General features: G+C 69.1%; 20 protein-coding genes. 18 read left to right on the forward strand and 2 right to left on the reverse strand.

All coding sequences use genetic code 11. The annotated features are described in order from the left end of the window. Positions 1 to 3 precede the first annotated feature (3 nt). From RM423_RS01315 to RM423_RS01380, 14 genes are all read left to right on the forward strand, one after another. A complete protein-coding gene (locus RM423_RS01315) occupies positions 4 to 552 on the forward strand; it encodes a (2Fe-2S)-binding protein (RefSeq protein ID WP_396327553.1) in 549 nt (182 codons plus the stop codon). Next, a complete protein-coding gene (cutA, locus tag RM423_RS01320) occupies positions 549 to 2,978 on the forward strand; it encodes an aerobic carbon-monoxide dehydrogenase large subunit (RefSeq protein ID WP_311421183.1) in 2,430 nt (809 codons plus the stop codon). Before RM423_RS01315 ends, cutA begins: the two co-directional genes overlap by 4 nt. Beyond that, positions 2,975 to 3,640 carry an SRPBCC family protein gene (locus tag RM423_RS01325; protein ID WP_311421184.1) on the forward strand — a complete coding sequence of 222 codons (666 nt, stop codon included), beginning with the start codon at positions 2,975 to 2,977 and terminating at the stop codon, positions 3,638 to 3,640. The genes cutA and RM423_RS01325 overlap by 4 nt, the downstream gene beginning before the upstream one ends. Further along, positions 3,640 to 4,611 (forward strand): carbon-nitrogen hydrolase family protein, encoded by a 972-nt coding sequence (locus tag RM423_RS01330; protein ID WP_311421185.1) that lies wholly within the window; start codon positions 3,640 to 3,642, stop codon positions 4,609 to 4,611. Before RM423_RS01325 ends, RM423_RS01330 begins: the two co-directional genes overlap by 1 nt. A gap of 8 nt (positions 4,612 to 4,619) precedes the next feature. Then, entirely contained in the window at positions 4,620 to 6,743 is a 2,124-nt protein-coding gene (locus RM423_RS01335; protein WP_311421186.1) for a hydantoinase/oxoprolinase family protein, read from the forward strand. Next, a complete protein-coding gene (locus RM423_RS01340; protein WP_311421187.1) occupies positions 6,740 to 8,698 on the forward strand; it encodes a hydantoinase B/oxoprolinase family protein in 1,959 nt (652 codons plus the stop codon). The genes RM423_RS01335 and RM423_RS01340 overlap by 4 nt, the downstream gene beginning before the upstream one ends. Positions 8,699 to 8,742: 44 nt before the next feature. Further along, a complete protein-coding gene (locus RM423_RS01345; protein ID WP_396327554.1) occupies positions 8,743 to 9,600 on the forward strand; it encodes a PhzF family phenazine biosynthesis protein in 858 nt (285 codons plus the stop codon). After that, the gene (locus tag RM423_RS01350) at positions 9,597 to 10,787 is read left to right on the forward strand and encodes a CaiB/BaiF CoA transferase family protein (protein ID WP_311421189.1); all 1,191 of its coding nucleotides are present in this window, start codon (positions 9,597 to 9,599) and stop codon (positions 10,785 to 10,787) included. Before RM423_RS01345 ends, RM423_RS01350 begins: the two co-directional genes overlap by 4 nt. Before the next feature lie 92 nt (positions 10,788 to 10,879). Continuing rightward, a complete protein-coding gene (locus RM423_RS01355; RefSeq protein WP_311421190.1) occupies positions 10,880 to 11,446 on the forward strand; it encodes an RNA 2'-phosphotransferase in 567 nt (188 codons plus the stop codon). Between the two features lie 135 nt (positions 11,447 to 11,581). Then, the gene (locus RM423_RS01360; RefSeq protein ID WP_311421191.1) at positions 11,582 to 12,517 is read left to right on the forward strand and encodes a carbamate kinase; all 936 of its coding nucleotides are present in this window, start codon (positions 11,582 to 11,584) and stop codon (positions 12,515 to 12,517) included. 109 nt (positions 12,518 to 12,626) lie between these two features. Beyond that, positions 12,627 to 13,736: a barbiturase gene (locus RM423_RS01365; protein ID WP_311421192.1), complete on the forward strand. Its 1,110-nt coding sequence runs from the start codon at positions 12,627 to 12,629 to the stop codon at positions 13,734 to 13,736. Positions 13,737 to 13,780: 44 nt separating this feature from the next. Beyond that, the gene (locus tag RM423_RS01370) at positions 13,781 to 14,044 is read left to right on the forward strand and encodes a phosphoribosyl-ATP diphosphatase (protein ID WP_311421193.1); all 264 of its coding nucleotides are present in this window, start codon (positions 13,781 to 13,783) and stop codon (positions 14,042 to 14,044) included. Positions 14,045 to 14,080: 36 nt separating this feature from the next. Next, positions 14,081 to 14,926 (forward strand): ATP phosphoribosyltransferase, encoded by an 846-nt coding sequence (hisG, locus tag RM423_RS01375; protein WP_396327555.1) that lies wholly within the window; start codon positions 14,081 to 14,083, stop codon positions 14,924 to 14,926. Further along, entirely contained in the window at positions 14,923 to 15,381 is a 459-nt protein-coding gene (locus RM423_RS01380) for a PH domain-containing protein (protein ID WP_311421195.1), read from the forward strand. Before hisG ends, RM423_RS01380 begins: the two co-directional genes overlap by 4 nt. On the opposite strand, the gene RM423_RS01385 is transcribed toward RM423_RS01380, so the two are convergent. Together RM423_RS01385 and RM423_RS01390 are read right to left on the reverse strand one after the other, a co-directional pair. Then, entirely contained in the window at positions 15,378 to 16,931 is a 1,554-nt protein-coding gene (locus tag RM423_RS01385; RefSeq protein WP_311421196.1) for a C40 family peptidase, read from the reverse strand. The genes RM423_RS01380 and RM423_RS01385 overlap by 4 nt on opposite strands. A gap of 139 nt (positions 16,932 to 17,070) precedes the next feature. Continuing rightward, positions 17,071 to 17,442 (reverse strand): DUF1844 domain-containing protein, encoded by a 372-nt coding sequence (locus RM423_RS01390; protein WP_396327556.1) that lies wholly within the window; start codon positions 17,440 to 17,442, stop codon positions 17,071 to 17,073. Between the two features lie 322 nt (positions 17,443 to 17,764). Here RM423_RS01390 and infC point away from each other — a divergent pair, with 322 nt between their 5' ends. From infC to RM423_RS01410, 4 genes are all read left to right on the forward strand, one after another. Beyond that, positions 17,765 to 18,328, forward strand: a complete 564-nt coding sequence (gene infC / locus RM423_RS01395; protein WP_396327557.1) for a translation initiation factor IF-3 — start codon at positions 17,765 to 17,767, stop codon at positions 18,326 to 18,328. Positions 18,329 to 18,469: 141 nt separating this feature from the next. After that, positions 18,470 to 18,664, forward strand: a complete 195-nt coding sequence (gene rpmI, locus RM423_RS01400) for a 50S ribosomal protein L35 (protein ID WP_311421198.1) — start codon at positions 18,470 to 18,472, stop codon at positions 18,662 to 18,664. A gap of 78 nt (positions 18,665 to 18,742) precedes the next feature. After that, a complete protein-coding gene (gene rplT, locus RM423_RS01405) occupies positions 18,743 to 19,141 on the forward strand; it encodes a 50S ribosomal protein L20 (RefSeq protein WP_311421199.1) in 399 nt (132 codons plus the stop codon). 38 nt (positions 19,142 to 19,179) lie between these two features. Further along, positions 19,180 to 19,971, forward strand: coding sequence for a TrmH family RNA methyltransferase (locus RM423_RS01410; protein ID WP_311421200.1), 792 nt, complete (start codon positions 19,180 to 19,182; stop codon positions 19,969 to 19,971). Positions 19,972 to 20,042 lie beyond the last annotated feature (71 nt).

The following is a 20,042-nucleotide window of genomic DNA, read 5'->3' on the forward strand; positions in this document are numbered from 1 at the left end:
ACGATGCACGAGACTTCCTTGACGGTGAACGGCATTCCGTTGAAGGCGACCGTTCCGGCGCGCAGGCTGTTGTCCGACTGCCTGCGCCACGACCTCGGTCTGACCGGTACCCACGTCGGCTGCGAGCACGGAGTGTGCGGCGCCTGCACCGTGCTGATCGACGGCGTGCCGATGCGCTCGTGCCTGCTGCTGGCGGTCAGCATGGACGGTAGCGCCATCACCACGGTCGAAGGCCTGTCAGGCCCGGACGGCGCGCTGTCACCGGTGCAGCAGGGATTCGCCGAGTGCCACGGCCTGCAATGCGGCTTCTGCACGCCCGGCTTTCTCACCACCATCACCGCCGGGCTCGAAGACAACCCCGATCCCACCCCGGACGAGGCACGGGAACTGATCGGTGGCAACCTGTGCCGCTGCACCGGTTACCAGAACATCGTGGCCGCGGTGCTCAGGGCCGCCGAGATCACTCGCGAGGGCGCTGGCGATTCACCCGGCAACTCACGGTGTACGCCCGGCCCAGCCAGCTCCACAATGAGCGGGGAGGCCGCGCTGTGACCACCAGAATGGTCGGCGAGCCGGTGCGGCGCGTCGAGGACCCCCGGCTGCTGACCGGTGCCGGCCGCTACCTCGATGACCTCGGGTCCGACGCGGTCGAGGTGGCGATGGTGCGGTCACCGCACGCGCACGCTCGCATTCTCGACATCGACGTCACCGCGGCGCTCGAGGTCGACGGCCTGCTCGCCATCTACATCTACGAGGATCTGTCCGGCCCGCTCGCCGATCCGCTGCCGCTGCTCATCCCGCACCCGGCCCTCACCCATGGGCGGACGCAGTATCCGCTCGCCAGGGACGAGGTCAACTACGTCGGTGAGGCCGTGGTCATGGTGGTTGCCGAGGACCGCTACCGCGCCGAGGACGCGGCCGAGCGGATCGTGGTCAGCTACCAGGCGCTGCCACCGGTCGTCGGCCTGCAGGCGGCTCGGGATGCCGCTCATCTCGTGCATGAGGATGTGCCCGGGAACGTGGCCGCACACTTCGTGCAAGAGGTCGGCGACGCATCGGCCGCCCTCGCCACCGCCCCGCACCGCCTCGAACTGGACCTGGGCGTGGAGCGTTCGGCCGGCACCCCGCTCGAAACCAGGGGAGTGCTCGCGCGCTGGGACGACGACTCGCAGCGACTTCGTTTGTGGACCTCGACCCAGACCTCGACCGGCGTGCGGGCGGCGGTGGCCACCAAGCTCGGTCTGGACCTGGGCAGCGTCGAGGTGATCACCCCGGACGTGGGCGGCGGGTTCGGCGTGAAGATCATGCATCCCTGGCCCGAAGAGGTGCTGGTGCCGATGGCCGCCCGAGCTCTGGGCCGCGCGGTGAAGTTCACCGAGGACCGCCGGGAGCACTTCATCTCGTCGGCGCACGAGCGCGGGCAGCTGCATAAGGTCGAGGTCGGGTTCGACGACGAGGGACACCTGCTCGGGCTGTCGGTGCGGTTCTGGCACGACCATGGCGCCTACATCCCGTACGGGCTGATCGTTCCCATCATCACCTCGACCCAGCTGCTCGGGCCCTACAAACCCGGGGCGTACCGCGTCGAGTTCGAATCGCTCTACACCAACACCGTCATCGTGACGCCCTACCGTGGCGCGGGCCGTCCGCAGGCCGTGTACGCGATGGAGCGGACCATGGACGCCATCGCCAACTATCTCGGCATGGACCGCGCCGACGTACGGTCCAATAACTTCATCCAGCCTGACGAGATGCCATACGACCACAAGCTGATCTTTCAGGACGGCCGTCCGTTGGTGTATGACTCCGGTGATTTTCCGGCGTCATTGGACAAGCTCAAGAAGCTCGTCGGATGGGATGAGTGGGCGGAATTCAAGGCTGACGCGCAGGCTGAGGGGCGCCGGGTCGGCATCGGGTTGGCTTGCTACGTCGAGGGAACCGGCGTCGGTCCGTACGAGGGCGGCCACGTCCAGATCGAGACGACCGGCAAGGTGAAGGTCGCCACCGGTCTGACATCGCAGGGCCAGGGCCATCAGACGGCCTTCGCCCAGATCGTCGCCGATGAGCTCGGTGTTGCGATGTCCGACATCGAGGTCGTCACCGGCGACACCAGGCGTTTTCCCTACGCCGTCGGCACGTTCGCTTCCAGGGCGGCGGTGATGAGTGGCTCCGCGATCGCACTCGCCGCGCGGGCCGCGCGCGCCAAGGCGCTTCGCGTCGCGGCCGACGCACTGGAAGCCAACGCGGAGGACCTGGAAATAGTCGACGGCATGGTCCGGGTGAAGGGCAGTCCCGGTGCCGAGATCGGCCTCGGCACCGTCGCGGTGCTGTCCAACCCGTTGCGCTATGCCTTCGACGAGGCCTCCAAGGCGGCGACCCAGTTCGCGGTCGGCCATCCCGACCTCGCCCCGGTGGCCGATGAGGACGAGCCGGGACTGGAGGGCCGCGACTACTACTCACCCATCCGTTCCACGTTCGCCAATGGAATGCACGCCGTCATCGTGGAGACCGATCCGGACACGGCTGAGATCAAGATTCTGCGGTACTGCGTCGTGCATGACTGCGGCCGTTTGATCAACCCGCTGATAGTCGAGGGCCAGGTCCACGGTGGCGTGGCCCAGGGCATCGGCGGTGCGCTGTACGAGCGGATGGCCTATGACGAGAACGGTCAGCTGCAGAACGCCTCGTTCATGGACTTCCTGATGCCCTATGTCTCCGAGATGCCCCGTGAGATCGAGATCGACCACCTCGAAACACCGTCACCGCTGAACCCGCTGGGCATCAAGGGCGCCGGCGAGGCCGGTGTCATCCCGGGCTCGGCCGTGTTCGCCGCGGCCATCTCGGATGCCGAGGGATTCGAGATCACCTCGATGCCTATATCACCCAGCGAGCTGTTCTCGCTCCGGCAACGTCATCAGGCCCGTCACACTGATCAAGCTCGTCCGAGTAGGACCGACGGAGAGGCCGGTAACCGATGAAGGTCGCGGGACAGGCGCTGCTGCACGCACCCATCGATCGGGTGTGGGCAGCTCTCAACGATCCGATCGTGCTGGCCGAGGTGATCCCGGGCTGCGAGCGGCTGGAGGCGACCGGCCCGGACGCCTATGCGATGACCGTGACAGCCGGAGTCGCCTCCATCAAGGGAACCTACGCCGGCAAGGTCGCGCTGGAAGATCGGTGCGAGCCGACCTCCTTCGTGTTGCGGGCGTCCGGGGCGGGCGGTCCGGGGACGGTGAGCGCCAACGTCAAGGTCGCCCTCGCCCAGGTCGGGGAAGGCACCCGGCTGGACTACGACGCCGATGCCGTGGTGGGTGGGGTGATCGGCGGGGTGGGCCAGCGGATGCTGGTGGGAGTCGCCAAGAAGATGGCCGGGGAGTTCTTCGCCGGGGTCGACGATGTGCTGACCCGGCCGGCAGCGGTTGCCGTAACCCGCGGGCCAACAGCAACGGAGCGGCCAGCCGGAACCGACCGCCCGGTTCACACCGACGGCGTGTTGACGGCCCCGAGGGCCGCCGGTGGATTGCCGCGCACGACTTCAAGGAGTGCCGAGGTCTCCTTCGCCGTCGGCGCGGTCGTCGGCGCCATCACCGCCCTTGCCGGCGTCCTGGTCGGCGCACGGCTGAGCAGAGGAGAACGCTGATGCGTGAGTTCATAGCGGCTGCGGTTCAGCTCGCACCGAGTTCCGCGCCGCTGACGGCCGATTCCATGGCGGCCAACACCGAGCGTGCTCTCGAGCTGACCCGCGCGTGCCACCAGGCGACCGGAGCCGAACTCCTCGTGCTCCCCGAATCGGTGACGACCGGCTTCACTCCCGGTATCGACAGCGAGCAGTTGTGGGACCTGGTGAGCGAGCTGCCCGGCCCGGCGCTGCAGCCCTTCGCCGACCTCGCCGCCGAGCTGGGTGCCCACCTCGTCGTGGGGACGTACGAGCGTGGTCCGCGGCGTGGAGTGGTCTACAACGCCGCAGCCGTCGTCGGCCCAGCTGGCGAGTTGTTGGGCGTCTATCGCAAGACCCATCCCTTCACGACCGAGCGGGCGGATCGGGGCGGCTGGGTGACTCCGGGCGAGGACGTGCTGGTGGTCGACACCGACCTCGGCAAGATCGGCGTCATCATCTGCTTCGACGGCGACTACCCGGAGCTGTCCAGGATCACGGCTATCAAGGGGGCGGAGGTGATCTGCCGGCCGTCGGCGCTGTTGCGCTCAGCTGACCTCTGGGAACTGACCAATCGGGCTCGCGCCTATGACAACCATGTCTATGTCATCGGCACGAACGCTACCGGCGTCGACCCGGCCGGCGTGATCTACTTCGGCAACTCGATGATCGTCACCCCGATCGCCGAGGTCGTCGCGCGGGCGGCGTCCCATGAATGCTGGGTGTCCGCGCGATTGGATCCCGCCACCGCGATGAGTTCACTGACCCCGGGTTCCTCGATTCCGCAGTCATTCGACCATCTCGCCGACCGCAATATGGCTCTCATCCGAAAGCACTCGGACGTGCTGCTCAGCGACGCGGGCTCCTCGTTTCCGAAGGGCAAGCCGGACGTGCCAAGGCCGCGGCCCGTGATCGGGCACAATACGCCGACGCCTTCGTCGAGGTTGGCCGATTGACTTCACCCATGGCAGCACGGCGCATTCGGTTCGGCATCGATACCGGCGGAACGTTCACCGACGTGGTGGCTCTGGACGAGGACTCGGGCCAGCTCGTCACGACCAAGACGCCGTCGACCCCGGCAGATCCGGCCGACGGCTTCATGGCCGGAATCGACAAGGTCCTCGGCATTCTCGGCATCCCGGTAGCGGAGGCCGGTCAGGTCCTGACGGCGGTCAGCCACGGAACCACGGTGGCGACGAACCAGTTGCTCGAGGGCAAGGTCGAGGCGCTGGGGTTCATCACGTCCGAGGGCTATGAATTCATCCTCGAGATCGCCAGACAGTCGGTCCCGGACGGGTACGGCAACAGCTACTTCTGGGTGAAGCCGGATCGCATCGTCCCCGCGCACCTGGTCAAGGCGGTCGGTGGCCGGCTGGACTACACCGGCGCGGAGGTCCGACCCTTCGACGAGGCCGGCGCGGTGCGCATCGCCCGGTGGTTCAGGGATCGGCGGATAGACACCATCGGGGTTTGCCTGCTGCACTCCTACGCCGACCCCCGGCACGAACAGCGGATGCGCGACATCCTGCGGACCGAGCATCCCGACGCTGTCGTGTCGATCTCGGCCGACGTGCTGCGGGAGTATCGCGAGTACGAGCGTTCGATGACCACGCTGGTCGACGCGGCGGTGAAGCCCAAGGTGGCCCGCTACGTCGGCTCCATCAAGAACCGGCTCGCCGCGGTGACGGCTGGCGCCGACGGCCGCACCATCCCCTTCTACGTGATGAAGTCCAACGGTGGGGTGCTGTCGGCGGACGAGGTGGTGCACCAGCCGATTACCACGGTGCTGTCCGGGCCGGCCGCCGGAGCGCTGGGCGCCGCCATGATCGCTCAGCACGCCGGCTTCACCCACGTCCTGACCTGCGACGGCGGCGGAACCTCGACCGACGTCTCTGTGGTGATGAACGGCGAGCCGACGCTGACCACCGAGGGAGCCGTCGGCGTCTACCCGTCCAAGATTCCCATGATCGACGTCGTGACCGTCGGCGCGGGCGGCGGCTCGATCGCCTGGATCTCGCCGGAGGGAGCGCTCAAGGTCGGCCCCAAGTCGGCTGGTGCGGACCCCGGTCCGCTCTGTTACGGCAAGGGCGGATCTGATGTCACCATCACCGACGCCCACCTGCTGCTCGGCCGGATTCCGCCGCACCTGCTCGGCGGCGAGATCGGTCTGCACGCCGGCGCCGCACGCTCGGGCATCGAGAGCCTGGCGGCCAAGCTCGACGTCAGCGTCGAAGCCTGTGCGAACGGCGTGCTCGAGATCTCGGCATGGAACCAGGCCAATGCGCTGCGCCAGATCACCGTCAAGCGCGGCCTGGACGTCCGGGACTTCACCCTCACGACGTTCGGGGGTTCCGGCTCCCTGCTGCTCTGCCGGCTGATCGACATCCTCGGCCTGGCAGGCGTGCTGGTGCCGCCGAACCCCGGCAACGTCTCGGCCTTCGGCCTGCTGACCGTCGACGTCAAGAACGACTACGTGCAGACCACGGTCGCCAGGCACGCCGAGCTGGACGCGGCCGAGGTGGCCGGGGGCTTCGCCCACCTCACCGAACGGGCCGCGTCGGCGCTGCGGCGCGAGGGTTTTCCCGACGCCGAGCACCGCTACGTCCGGACGGCTGACCTGCGGTACTTCGGCCAGGCATTCGAGGTGCGGGTACCGGTCGCCGACGAGGCGCTGATGCCCGCGCAGCTGGACGCCGTCGCGATGGCATTCCACGACGCGCACCGAGCACTGTACGGCTATGACTTCCGCACCGACCCCAGCCAGCAGGTGGAGTGGGTCAACCTGCGGGTGTCGGGAATCGGGCCCATCCAGCGGCCCGAACTCCGCCGGTATCCGAGCCTGGACGGTGACGTCAGCCGGGCCCGCACCGGCACCAGGCCAGTGTGCTTCGACGGAGCGACGTATGTGCAGACCCCGCTCTACTGGCGTCCGGACCTGTCACCCGATGATGTGATCGACGGGCCGGCGGTGGTCGAGGACTTCGGCTCGACCGCGCCCCTGCATCCAGGATTCACCGCGAGGCTGGACGACTTCGGCAACCTCGTCATCACCCGGACGATCATCGCCCGGACGGAGGACGCTCGATGACCGCGCGGGCCGAGGCCGGAACGGCCAGCCTGACACCCGATCGCGGGGCCGCTGTCGATCCCATCGTCCTCGAGATCGTGCAGGGCAGCCTGGCTGCCGTCGAACTCGAGGTCGAGACCGCCATTGCCCGCACCTCGCGGTCGCCCATGATCCGCGACGCCCACGACTTCCGGGCAGGCATCCACGATCGCCTGCTGCGCAAGCTGACCGGGCGCAGCTACTCCGCGCTGGTGCACCCGATCGCCAGGGACTTCCCGCTGGCGGAGATGAAACCCGGTGACGTCTTCTTCCACAACGACGTCTACCTGTCCGAGGGAGGCATCGGTCACCTGCCGGACCTCTGCGTGACCGTTCCGGTCTTCGCCGAGGATGCCGAGGGAAATGCCGAGGTGGTGGCCTTCGTCCAGGCGTTCGGGCACCACGACGACATCGGTGGCGCGGTGCCGGGTTCGATGCCCAGCTCCGCGACGAGCGTCTTCCAAGAGGGCCTGATGGTGCCGCCCATCAAGCTGTGGGACCAGGGCGTGCCCAACCGGGCGGCGCTGACCATCATGACGCGCAACTCGCGGATGCCCGAGTCGCTGGCCGCGGACCTGGACGCCGAGTGCTCAGCCTGTCTGATGGGCTCGCGCCGGCTGAGCGAACTCTTCGGCCGGTACGGCCGCGACGTGATCGAGGCCTGCTTCGACCAGATAGTGGACCGCACCACCCAGACGTACCGGCGCGAGATCCTGTCCAAGATCCCGGTCGGGAGTTGGACCTGGGAGGACTATGCCGAGCACGACGGGGTGGACGCGCCGAAGCTGCACACCCAGCGCATCACGCTGACCCGGACGGAGCCCGAAGACCCCGGCGGTGAAAGGCTGATCCTCGACTTCAACGGCACCGCGCCGCAGGCCAAGGGGCCGATCAACCACTGCGGAAACTATGCCGACGGCAATTTCCTCAAGAAGTGGCTGGCGCCGGTACTGCGCAACCTCGCGGACAGTCCCGAGCGGATGGCCGAACTCGACGTCAACGAGGGCGTGGTGCCGCTGATCGAGATGCGCTTCCCGCCCGCCGGGACGCTGCTGACACCAGTCTTTCCCGCGCCCACCAACGCTCGTACCTTCGTCATCCTGCGCCTGCTGGGAGTGCTCGCCGGGGTCGTCGCCAAGGCGGTGGACGGGCGGATGCCCGCCGACCAGGAGACGATCCGCTACACCGGCGTCTACGGCGAGGACCGCGACGGCCAGCCGTACCTGATGCGGGAGGTGCTCGGCGGCGGCTCGGGTGGGCGGTATTACGCCGACGGCGAAGACACCATTCACGTGGTGCCCGACTCCCGGAACCTGCCCACCGAGTTCACCGAGGCCCGGTTCCCGTTCCGGGTCGAGCGGCTGGGGCTGGCGCTGGACTCCGGCGGAGCGGGCCGCTACCGCGGCGGTCTGGGCTATGAGAAGCACATCCGGATGCTCAAGGACGGCCACTTCATGTCCATCGCCGACCGCTCCATCCTGGCCTGCTGGGGCGTCAAGGGCGGTAAGGCCGGCCGGCCGTTCTCGGTGACCATCGACGCCGGTGGCCCGAACGAGCGGGTGGTCGACGCGCTGGCCGACGCGGAGCCGGTACGGGCCGGTGAGGTGATCCGGATCCGCACCACCGGCGGCGGCGGCTGGGGCGATCCGCTGGACCGCGAGGTCGACGCGGTCGTGCGGGACGTCCGGTGGGCGAAGGTGTCGCCGGCCGCGGCCGAAGCGGACTACGGGGTGGTACTCAGCATGGACGGGGGTCCGGCCGGTATGGACCGCGACTTGAGCTGGGACTCTATGAAAGTGGACATCGCGGCCACCGAAGAGCTGCGAGCGCGGCTACGTGCTGCTCGCGACGCCGGCCGGCCGTTCTTCGACCGGGGACCCGGCTACGCCCAGCTGTCCGGAGGAGCGCCCTCCTCCGACTATGACCACCTAAACTGAGGACCCCTACCCTGAGGACCACCTAACCTGAGCCCATGAGCGAACTGCGACTGCGCACAGTGGACGCCTTCACCGACCAGGCGTTCGCCGGCAACCCGGCCGGTGTCGTCGTGCTGACGGGCCTTCCGACCGCAAAATGGATGGCGGCGCTGGCCGGGGAGCTGAACCTCGCCGAGACGGCGTTCGTCATCGCCGAGGAGCTGCCGGACGCCGACTACCGGCTGCGCTGGTTCACGCCTGCGGTGGAGGTCGACATGTGCGGCCACGCGACCCTCGCGGCGGCGCACTGCCTGTTCGAGGACGGGGCCGCCTCGCCCGTCCGGTTCGCCACCCGGAGCGGGGTGCTGACGGTGTGGGCACTGCCGGACGGCTCACTGGCGATGGACTTTCCCGCGAACGCAGCGGTCGAAATCCCGTTGTCGGAGGAACTCGCGGGCCGGGTGGAGGCCGCGCTCGGTGCTCGCCCGGTGTGGCTCGGCCGCGGCGGCACGGACGACCTGCTGGTCGAGCTGGCCGACGCCCGGACGGTGCGCGAACTGGCTCCGGACCTCGCCGCGGTGGCCAGGTTCGAGGTCCGGGGCATCATCGTCACCGCCGCCGCGGACGCCGACGGGCACGACTTCGTGTCCCGGTTCTTCGGCCCGCGGGTCGGCGTGCCGGAGGACCCGGTCACCGGCAGCGCGCACACCGTCCTCGGCCCGTACTGGGCCGCGAAGCTCGGCAGGTCCGAGCTGGTAGGCCTGCAGGTGTCCGCCCGCTCGGGAGTCGTCGGTGTCAGCCTGCGGGGTGACCGGGTGCAGTTGACCGGGCGGGCGGTCTCGATGCTGGACGCCCGGCTGGCCCCCGCGGCGATGCCCGCCTCTCTGCCGGGGGCATCGACTCTGCCGAGGGCATCGACGTGAGCGTGCCCGACTCGAGTGCCGGACCGCTGAGCGGGATCGTGGTGCTCGACCTGACCCGGGCTCTGGCCGGGCCGCACGCGGCGATGATGCTCGGGGACCAGGGCGCCCGGGTGATCAAGGTCGAGGCTCCCGAGCACGGCGACGACACCCGCGGCTGGGGACCGCCGTTCGTGCAGCCCGAACAGGGTGAGCGGGAGTCGACGTACTTCCTCTCCTGCAACCGCAACAAGGAGTCCATCACCCTCGACTTCAAGGATCCGGACGACCTGGCGGTCCTCACCCGGCTCATCCGCGCCGCCGACGTGCTCGTCGAGAACTTCCGTACGGGGGTGCTCGATCGGCTGGGATTTGGCATGTCGAGACTGCAGGAACTCAATCCCCGGCTGGTCATCCTGTCGATCACCGGGTTCGGCCACGACGGTCCCGAGGGCGGCCGTGCGGGCTATGACCAGATCGCGCAGGGGGAGGGCGGCCTGATGTCGCTGACCGGGTCGTCACCCGAGGATCCCACCAAGGTCGGGGTTCCGATGGCGGACCTGATCGCGGGGATGTACGGCGCCTTCGGGGTTCTGGCCGCGCTGCACGAGCGCGGGCGCATCGGGACGGGCCGGGTGGTGCGCACCTCGCTGCTCGCGGGCATGGTCGGCGTGCATGCCTTCCAGGGCACCCGGTACACCGTCGCCGGCGAGGTGCCCGGGGTTGCCGGACGCCACCACCCGTCCATCTGCCCGTACGGGCTGTTCCGCGCCGCCGACGGCATGGTGCAGATCGCGGTGGGCAGCGACAGACTGTGGCACGCGTTCGCGGCGGCCTTCGGGCTGGACCGTCCGGAGTGGTCGCGCAACGCCGACCGGGTGGCCGACCGTGATGCCGTTATCGCGGCGGTGGACAAGGCATTCTCGACGTATGACCGGCAGACGCTGATGGCCACACTTGCCGAACTGGGCACGCCCGCGGGTCAGGTGCGCTCCCTCGACGAGGTGTACGAGTGGGAGCAGACCCGGTCCCAGGGCCTGCTGCTGGACGTCGAGCACAGCACGCTGGGCACCGTCACACTGCCCGGCCCGCCGCTTCGCTACGACCACGGTGGCCGGACAAGTCACCTCGCGCCGCCGATCCTCGGCGAGCACAACGAGTCCGTCCGGGCCTGGCTGGACGGGATGGGCGGGAACGAGCCGGGAGGATGAGCACGCGCTGTACGTGTCTGATCTGGACGCCAGCTCCCCAGCCGGCTGAGGCGAGCTGCGTCCTCATGGACGCTTGCGCCATCATGGAGGCCATGGCCGACCGGGATCGCATGGTCAGGGCCAGCCGCCGGCTCTCCCTCGTGCTGCGTCACCGGCCGGACAGTGTCGGGCTCGAGCTGGACGAGCATGGCTGGGTCGCGGTTGACGATCTGCTCACCAGATTGGCCGCCCACGGCCTCCGCCTGGATCGGGCCGAGCTCGAGCGGATCGTCGCGACCAGCGACAAGCAGCGATTTGCCTTCGACCAGACCGGTGAGCGCATTCGCGCCAACCAGGGGCACAGCGTCGTCGTGGATCTCGGGCTGAGGCCGTCAGCGCCGCCGCCCCTGCTGTTTCACGGCACGGTCGCGCGGTTCCTGCCTGCAATCGCTCGGGAGGGGTTGAATCCCGGCAGCCGCCAGCACGTGCACCTGTCGGCAGACGTCGCCACCGCCGAGCGCGTCGGACGACGCCGGGGCCTGCCCGTCGTGCTCGGTGTGGACTCGGGGACGATGTCCGCCGACGCTGCGGAGTTCTTCCTCAGCGTGAACGGTGTCTGGCTGACCGGCCACGTTCCCGCCCGGTACCTCACCCTCGACGGCCGGCCGCTGTCTGCCTGAATCGGCAAATTTCCCTTGAGCAGGTTGGCTGGCTTGCCAATAAAGTCCTTCCGGTTGGGCGATGATCGCCAATGCTCGCCGGGCGTCGTCTTGACAGAGTTGGCCCTTCATCGACCCGTTCCGGAAGGACCCCGCGTGCGCATTGTCATCGCCCTGGGCGGCAATGCGATGACGGCGGCCGACGGCTCCGCCAGGCCGGCAGATCAGCGCGCTGCCGTCGAGAGCGCCGCGGAGCCGATCGCGGACCTGGTCGTCGCGGGACACCAGATCGTGCTGACGCACGGCAACGGGCCTCAGGTCGGAAACCTGCTGGTCAAGAACGAGTTGGCCGCGGCCGTCGTTCCACCGGTACCGCTGGACTGGTGCGGAGCGCAGACGCATGCGACGATCGGCCTGCTGCTGCTCAACGCTCTCGACGCCGCCGTCGCCCGACGCGGCTCATCGGTGCGGACGGCCGCGTTGGTCTCACGCACCCGGATCGCCGCCGACGATCCCGGTTTGACCTGTCCCAGCAAGCCCATCGGGCGCTACCTGCCTCGCGACGAGGCCCAGCGGATGATCGCCCACGGCCAGCGCTGGGAGGACCGCGGCGAGCGCGGCTGGCGTCGCGTCGTCGCCTCTCCGGAGCCGCTGGAGTGCCTGGACTCACCTGCCGCGGTCGCGCTGCTCGCCGCCGGGTACGTGGTGGTCTGCTCCGGCGGCGGTGGCATCCCGGTCCTTGCCGACGCGAAGGGCTCCATCCGTGGCGTCGAGGCGGTCATCGACAAGGACCTGACCGCGGCGCTGCTCGCCGTCGAGCTCGTGGCCGACCGGCTGATCATCGCCACCGACGTCGACAACGTCGTCGCGGGCTGGGGCACGGCGGATGCGCGCCCGCTCGGTGAGGTCAGCCTGGCCGAGATCGAGGCGCTGGCGGAGCGGGACGAGTTCGCGAGCGGCAGCATGGGGCCGAAGGTGGCGGCGGTCTGCCGCTTCGTCCGGCGGACCGGCCGGCCGGCCGCCATCACCTCGCTACCCTGCATCGCCGAGGCGCTGGAGGGCAGCCGGGGCACCATCGTGCAGAGTTCGTGACAGCAGTGGCCCCACAAGCGCTACCCAATAGCCAGTCAGTACAGCCAGTCAGTACAGCCAGCGTTAGCCAGAACAACCAGCGTTAGCCAGAACAACGAAGGAGAGCCCGGTGCCCGAGCCGATTGAGGTACGCAAGGTCCCGCTGCACAGCGTGTCCGACGCCAGTGAGTTCGCGAAGCTGATCGACGACGGTGTGCTCGAAGCCGACCGGGTCGTCGCGGTGATCGGCAAGACCGAGGGCAACGGCGGCGTCAACGATTACACCCGGATCATCGCCGACCGCGCCTTCCGCGAGGTTCTCGCCGCCAAGGGCAGCCGGTCCGCCGACGAGGTGAAGCAGATCCCGATCGTGTGGTCGGGTGGTACCGACGGCATCATCTCACCGCACGCCACCATCTTCGCCACCGTCGATCCGGCCGACGCCCCGCAGACCGACGCCCCTCGGTTGACGGTCGGCTTCGCGATGAGCGAGGTGCTGCTGCCCGAGGACATCGGCCGGACGGCCATGATCACCAAGGTCGCGGCAGCCGTCGACGAGGCCATGCAGCGCGCCGGGATCACCGACGCCTCGGACGTGCACTACGTGCAGACCAAGACCCCGCTGCTGACCATCGACACCATCCGCGACGCCAAGAGCCGTGGTCGGGACGTGTTCACCGAGGACACCCTGCACTCGATGGACGTCTCCAACGGCTGCACCGCGCTCGGCATCGCGGTCGCGCTCGGCGAGATCGAGATGCCGACCGACGCCGACGTGATGCGCGACCGGTCGCTGTACTCCGCCGTCGCCTCGTGCTCGTCCGGCGTGGAACTGGACCGGGCGCAGGTGGTCGTGGTCGGCAACGCCCGGGGGATCGGCGGACGGTATCGGATCGGGCACGGCGTGATGACCGACGCGCTCGACGCCGACGGCATCTGGGCAGCCATCCGGGACGCCGGCCTGGAGCTGCCCGAGCGCCCGCGCAGCTCAGACCTCGACGGCCGGCTGGTCAATGTGTTCCTCAAGTGCGAGGCCAGCCAGGACGGTGCGGTCCGCGGCCGGCGCAACGCGATGCTGGACGATTCCGACGTGCACTGGCACCGCCAGATCAAGGCCGCGGTGGGTGGAGTGACGGCCGCGGTGACCGGTGACCCGGCCGTCTTCGTGTCGGTGTCGGCGGCTCATCAGGGTCCGGACGGCGGCGGCCCGGTCGCTGCCATCATCGACGCCGGCACCTAGCCGCCGCCGAGGGATACCCCGGCCCGCCGGTAGGCTCAGCCTCGATGAAGACCTTCGACGAGCTCTTTCGCGAACTGACGCAGCGCCAGGCCGAGCGGCCCGCGGGCTCGGCAACCGTGACGGCACTGGACGACGGAATCCATGCCCAGGGCAAGAAGGTCGTCGAAGAAGCCGCCGAGGCGTGGATGGCCGCTGAGCACGAGTCCGCCGACCGTACCGCCGAAGAGATCAGCCAGCTGCTGTACCGGGTGCAGGTGCTGATGCTGGGCAAGGGGCTCACCCTGGACGACGTCTACCGATACCTGTAGGGCCTACCTAAGCGAGCGAATGTGACCTCCTCCGAATTGCTGCGGATAGCCGTCCCGAACAAGGGATCGCTGTCAGAGCCGGCCAGTGGCATGCTGCGCGAGGCCGGTTACCGCCAGCGCAACGACAGCCGCGAGCTGGTGCTGCAGGATCCCGACAACGGTGCCGAGTTCTTCTTCCTCCGTCCCCGCGACATCGCCCTGTACGTCGGTTCCGGCCGGCTGGACGTGGGCATCACCGGTGAGGATCTGCTGCTCGACTCCGGTGCCAAGGCCTCGGTGGTGCTGCCGCTCGGTTTCGCGCGGTCGACGTTCCGCTTCGCCGCGGCCAAGGGCTCGACCACGTCACTGGCCGAGCTGAACGGCCGCCGGATCGCCACGGCCTATCCGGGGCTGCTGGCGCACTACCTCGACACCAAGGCGATTCGGGCCGAGGTGATCAAGCTGGACGGAGCTGTCGAGACGGCCGTGCGGCTCGACGTCGCCGATGCCATCGCCGACGTGGTCGAGACCGGCACGACGCTGCGGGCGGCGGGCCTCGAGATCTTCGGCGAGCCGCTGTTCCAGTCCCAGGCCGTGCTTATCCGGGGAGTCGATGCCCAACCCTCGCCCGCGGTGGACCAGCTGATCCGCCGGCTCCAAGGCGTGATGATTGCCCGCCAGTACGTCCTGATGGATTACGACATCTCCGACGAGCTGGTCGAGAAGGCGGTCGCGGTCACGCCCGGCTTCCAGTCCCCGACGGTGTCGCCGTTGCGCACGGCCGGGTGGTCCGCCGTCCGGTCGATGGTGCCGCGTCGCGACACCAACCGGATCATGGACGAGCTCTGGGACATCGGTGCCCGGGCGATCCTGGTCACGGACATCCACGCGTGCCGGCTGTGAGCGCCCCCGCCGCAACCGAGGTGACCGCGAGGCCGTACAAGTCCGCGCGGATCTCGATCGTGGTCGCGGCCGTTGTCCTGGTCGCGTTTCTCATCTGCGCCGTGCTCCTGCCGCGGACGACCGACGGGGTCACCTTCACCGGTGCGGATCAGGTCGGCATCTTCGGCTGCGGCGTGCTGGTCGCCATCGGCATCCTGTGCTTCACCCGGCCCCGGCTGCGCGCCGGCGCCTCCGGGGTGGACACCCGCAGCTTCTTCGGCGGCTACCGCCACGTCGACTGGGGCCTGGTCACCGCCGTGGAGTTCCCGCCCAAGGGTCGCTTCGCCCGGCTGGTGCTGCCCGGCGACGAGCTGGTGACCCTGTACGCGGTGCAGCGCGGCGATGCCGAGCGCAGTGTTGTCATCATGCGGCAACTCCGCGCGCTGCACGCCGCCCACAGCGACGGCCGCGGCTAACTGTGGGTGAAACTGCCGTAGGTGGCGGTGGAGTCCCAGATGTTCTGGTACCGGACGCCGTTGGCCGGGTCCACCGCTGCGTACATGCCGCCGGGACCGGCGTAGATACCGACGTGGTACACCGAGCCCGTGCTGTCGTGGAAGAACACCAGGTCACCCGGTACCGCCCGCCCGGCGGTGATCCGGCGGGCGGCGTGGAACTGGTCCTGGGCGATCCGGGGCGTCGTGATGCCGGCACCGACCCGGTAGGTGTACTGCACCAGGCCTGAGCAGTCGAAGCCGGTGCTGGGACTCGCGCCGCCCCAGACGTAGGGATAGCCGAGGTACTTCGCGGCCAGGGTGGTCACCTTGGTGTTCGCGGCGGGCGTGGCAGGGGTCGGGCTGGTGGGCATCGACACCGCAGGCGTGCTGAAAGCGCTGCAACCGAGGTACTTGTTCGCCCCTACGCCGATGTTCACCGCCCAGGCGCAGATGAGGTGTGACCCGGTGTTCGCGGCCACCGAGAAGGTGTAGCCGGCCGCCGGGCCGGTGTGCTGGCTCGTGACCAGCTCAGGCCGGGCGATGTTGGCGCTGACTGTCGCGGCCGAGGAGCCGTCGAGGTAGCCGACGACCTCGAGCGCGGTGGCGCGATTGTCCGGATCAGAGGCCCACCCGACCACCCGCACCGCGGTCGAGCCGACGGCGGTGGCCGACTCCAGCGCGCCGCTCGGGCTGTGCGCGGCGATCTCGGCCGCGCTCGGCGGCGGCGGTCCGACCTGGACGGTCTTGCAGCCGACGGCCTTGTTCGCGCCGACGCCGATGTTCGTGGCCACGGCGCAGACGGTGTGCAAGCCACTGGCGGCGTTCACGGTGACCTTGAAGCCCTGGTTCGGGCCGGTCCTGCGGGCGGCCGCGACGTCCGGACGGGCAACCACGGAGGCTGCGGTGACGACCGCGGCAGCACCGTCGACGGTCACGGCGATCCTCAGCGGCTTGGTCAGGTCGCCGGGATCGGCCGCCCAGCCGGTGAGCTGGACGGAGGACGTCGCCACCACCGCCGAGTCGACGGCTCCGATCGGGCTCTGTGCCGCGATCTCGGCGGGCGTCGGCTGCGCGCCGGCCGGACCTGGATTGAGCACCGTCCGGCAGTCCGGCTGGCTGTTCGCGCCCGATCCGACGTTGACGGCGCTGACGCACACCACATGGCTGCCGGCAACCGTGGTCAGGCTCAGCGCGAAGCCCGGGGTCGGCCCGGTGCCCCTGGCCTTGGCGACATCGGGACGGGCGACCGCGCTGAGTACCTGCCCGGCGGCCCTGCCGTCGACGGTGGCGGTGATGGTCAGTGGGCGCGCGAGGTCGTCCGGGTCGGCCGCCCAGCCGGTGACCTTGATCGCCGTCGGGCTGGCCGCCACGACACTGTCGAGGTAGCCGAAGGGATTGTGCGAGGTGTCCGCGGCGGCAGGCTGGGCCAGGCAGGTGCCGGTCACGGCGGCTGCCAGAACGATGCTCGCCACCCCGGACAGGGATCGCCTGGTGCGGATGGCGGGCATGAAGAAGGGGCGCTGAATCACAGAGCGATGTCCGTTCCTGTGCTGCTTACGGGCCCCCGCGCGTTAAAGTAGCGTAAAGCATTAAGGCCAGCCAGTCGCGCTCAGTTCAGAGATCGAGGGTCCCGAGAGTCAGCCCGCCGTCGAGAACCAGGGTTCAGCCTCAGCAGCCGGACTTCTCGCCGGGCCCCTGGCCCGGCGAGTCCGGATAGCGGGAGGCCTCGCGAAAGGCTGCCTGCAGTGACTTCAGGCCCTCCCGCAACGGCTGGCGGTGCACCCCGAGGTCGGCCTGAGCTGCCGAAAGCAGGCCGGCGTAGGCGTCGATGAGCCGGCGGGCCTCGTCCAGATCGAGGTACTGTTCGCCGTCGCTGGCCAGGCCGAGCTTCTCGGCGGCCGCGCTCATCAGCATCACCGAGGCCCGGGTGATCACCTCGACGGCGGGAATCTGGGCCAGCTCCCGCACATCGGGGTCGGCGGCAGGGGAGTCGTTTGGGGGCTCGGCGGTCACGCTGCTACCCTTGCACACGCGACCCATCTCTCTGCGCCGGACCAGCTCGATCGGTTCGTTCAGCGGGGTGCGCAAGCGGAAGCTCTTATGTTTCCCACCCGAGCAGCTCCCCGAGCGGCCGGGTTCGGTCCACATCGCCGCGAGGCGATGCCGCGGCATCCGCCGCCCGGGTTCTCCGGGTGGTAGCGGGTGCCGCTTGGACCGCGTGGATTCTCTCGGCCCCGACTGCACCGGTTGCAGCGGGGCCGTTGTCGTTTCTCGGTTCGTGCGCCTGAGGCTTGCTGAGTTCAGGCTGGCGAACCGAGAGTGGCACGGCCCATGACCATAAAGCACAAACCTAGGAGGCCCCATCAGCTCTGAGCCCAGGATCAACGACCGGATCCGCGTTCCCGAGGTCCGTCTCGTCGGCCCCGAAGGCGAGCAGGTCGGCATCGTGCCGATCGGTAAGGCGCTCGAACTCGCCGCCGAAGCAGATCTCGACCTGGTCGAAGTAGCGCCTATGGCCCGCCCGCCCGTCTGCAAGCTCATGGACTTCGGCAAGTTCAAGTACGAGAGCGCACAGAAGGCACGCGAGGCCCGTCGTAACCAGGCGCTGACCGTGATCAAAGAAATGAAGCTGCGGCCGAAGATCGATCCGCACGACTACGCGACCAAGAAGGGTCACGTCGAGCGGTTCCTCAAGCAGGGTGACAAGGTCAAGATCACGATCATGTTCCGTGGTCGTGAGCAGTCCCGCCCCGAATTGGGTTTTCGGCTGCTGCAGAAGCTGGCCGAAGACATCACCGAACTCGGCTTCGTGGAATCCTCTCCGAAGCAGGACGGTCGGAACATGGTCATGGTCGTTGCGCCGCATCGCAGCAGCAAGCCGTCCAGCCGGCCGGCCAAGACGGAAGAAGGGGTCGCGCAGGCCTAGCCCGCGTATCCCCGCTTCGCCGGAGCATCACCACGCTCCGGCCACCTGCAAGCGCGCTTCGCGATATCGCACCAGCGCTCGGCGCGACACCGACGAGCGATATCGCACGAGCGCTCCGCGCAACACGACGAAGGACGATCAATGCCCAAGAACAAGGCTCACTCGGGGATGAAGAAGCGCGTCAAGATCACGGGCAGCGGCAAGTTGCTGACCGAGCGCGCGGGCAAGCGCCACCTGCTCGAGCACAAGTCCAGCAAGCACACCCGTCGACTCACCGGCACCCAAGAGATCGCCGCCGTCGACGTGCCGCGCGTCAAGCGCATGCTCGGACGCTGACCTTTCCCGCCAGACCTCTCCGCTGAGCGGCCGGCCCTGAACCGGGCAGCCGGTCAGCCTTAGAACAAGGACTACAACGTGGCACGCGTCAAGCGGGCGGTAAACGCCCAGAAGAAGCGCCGGACGACCCTCGAAGCGGCCTCCGGCTACCGGGGCCAGCGGTCCCGGCTGTACCGCAAGGCCAAGGAGCAGCTGCTTCACTCCGCGACCTACTCCTACCGTGACCGCAAGGCGCGCAAGGGTGACTTCCGCCAGCTGTGGATCACGCGGATCAACGCCGCGGCCCGTCTGAACGACATGACCTACAACCGGTTCATGCAGGGGCTCCGGCTGGCCGGAGTGCAGGCCGACCGCAAGGTGCTGGCCGAGCTGGCCGTCAACGACGCGCCGGCCTTCGCCGCTCTCGTCGCTGTCGCCAAGCAGGCCGTGCAGGCCGAGGGCATCGGCGGCGCTGCCGCGCAGAGCCCGGCCGCGTAGTACGTCCAGCCCCGCTAGGCACAGCTGATCCCGCGTCGGTGCTTTCCGACTCGAACGCCCGGCTCGCCGCGGCCCGTCGACTCACCAGTCCACGGGGCCGCCGCGAGGTCGGGCGTTTCCTCGTCGAAGGGGCGCAGGGCGTCCGAGAGGCGTTGCGCCGTCCCGGTGTGGTTCTCGAACTGTTCGCCACCGCCGAGGCTCTGCATCGGCACGCCGAGGTGTTGGCTCTGGCCGGTGATCGCACGGTGGCCGAGATCAGCGAGCGTGCGGCGGCCGGCCTCAGCGAGACGGTGACCCCGCAGGGTTTGATCGCCGTCTGCCACCTGCTCGATCGAGGCCTGGACGAGGTGCTGGCCGGCCGCCCTCGTCTGGTGGCGGTTCTCGTTGAGGCCAACGAGCCGGGCAATGCCGGTGCCATCCTGCGCACCGCGGACGCCGCGGGCGCGGATGCCGTCCTGCTGGTCGGCAACTCCGTCGATGTGTACAACGGCAAGGCGGTCCGGGCAACGGCAGGCAGCCTGTTCCACCTGGACGTGGTGACCAGCCTCGACCCGGTCGCGGCCGTGACGGCGTGCCGGACCGCCGGACTGCAAACCCTCGCCACCACCGGCTCGGCGACCGAGGATCTCGACCAGCTGCTCGACCAGGGGGTGCTCAAGGCGCCCACCGCCTGGATCTTCGGCAACGAGGCCCGTGGGCTGCCCGGCGAGGTGCTGGCGGCGGCGTCGAGGCAGGTCCGGGTTCCGATTCACGGCAGAGCCGAGAGCCTCAACCTGGCCGCGGCGGCTGCGGTGTGCCTTTACAGCTCGGCCCGGGCTCAGCGCCGGTAAAGCGGCTGGTGGCGTTCTCCTAGACTTTCCCTGTCGAGACCAGGTCTCGATCAAGCTCGGTCCGCCTGCCT

This window comes from Jatrophihabitans lederbergiae (genome assembly GCF_031845305.1).
GTDB classification, from domain to species: Bacteria; Actinomycetota; Actinomycetes; order Mycobacteriales; family Jatrophihabitantaceae; genus Jatrophihabitans_A; species Jatrophihabitans_A lederbergiae.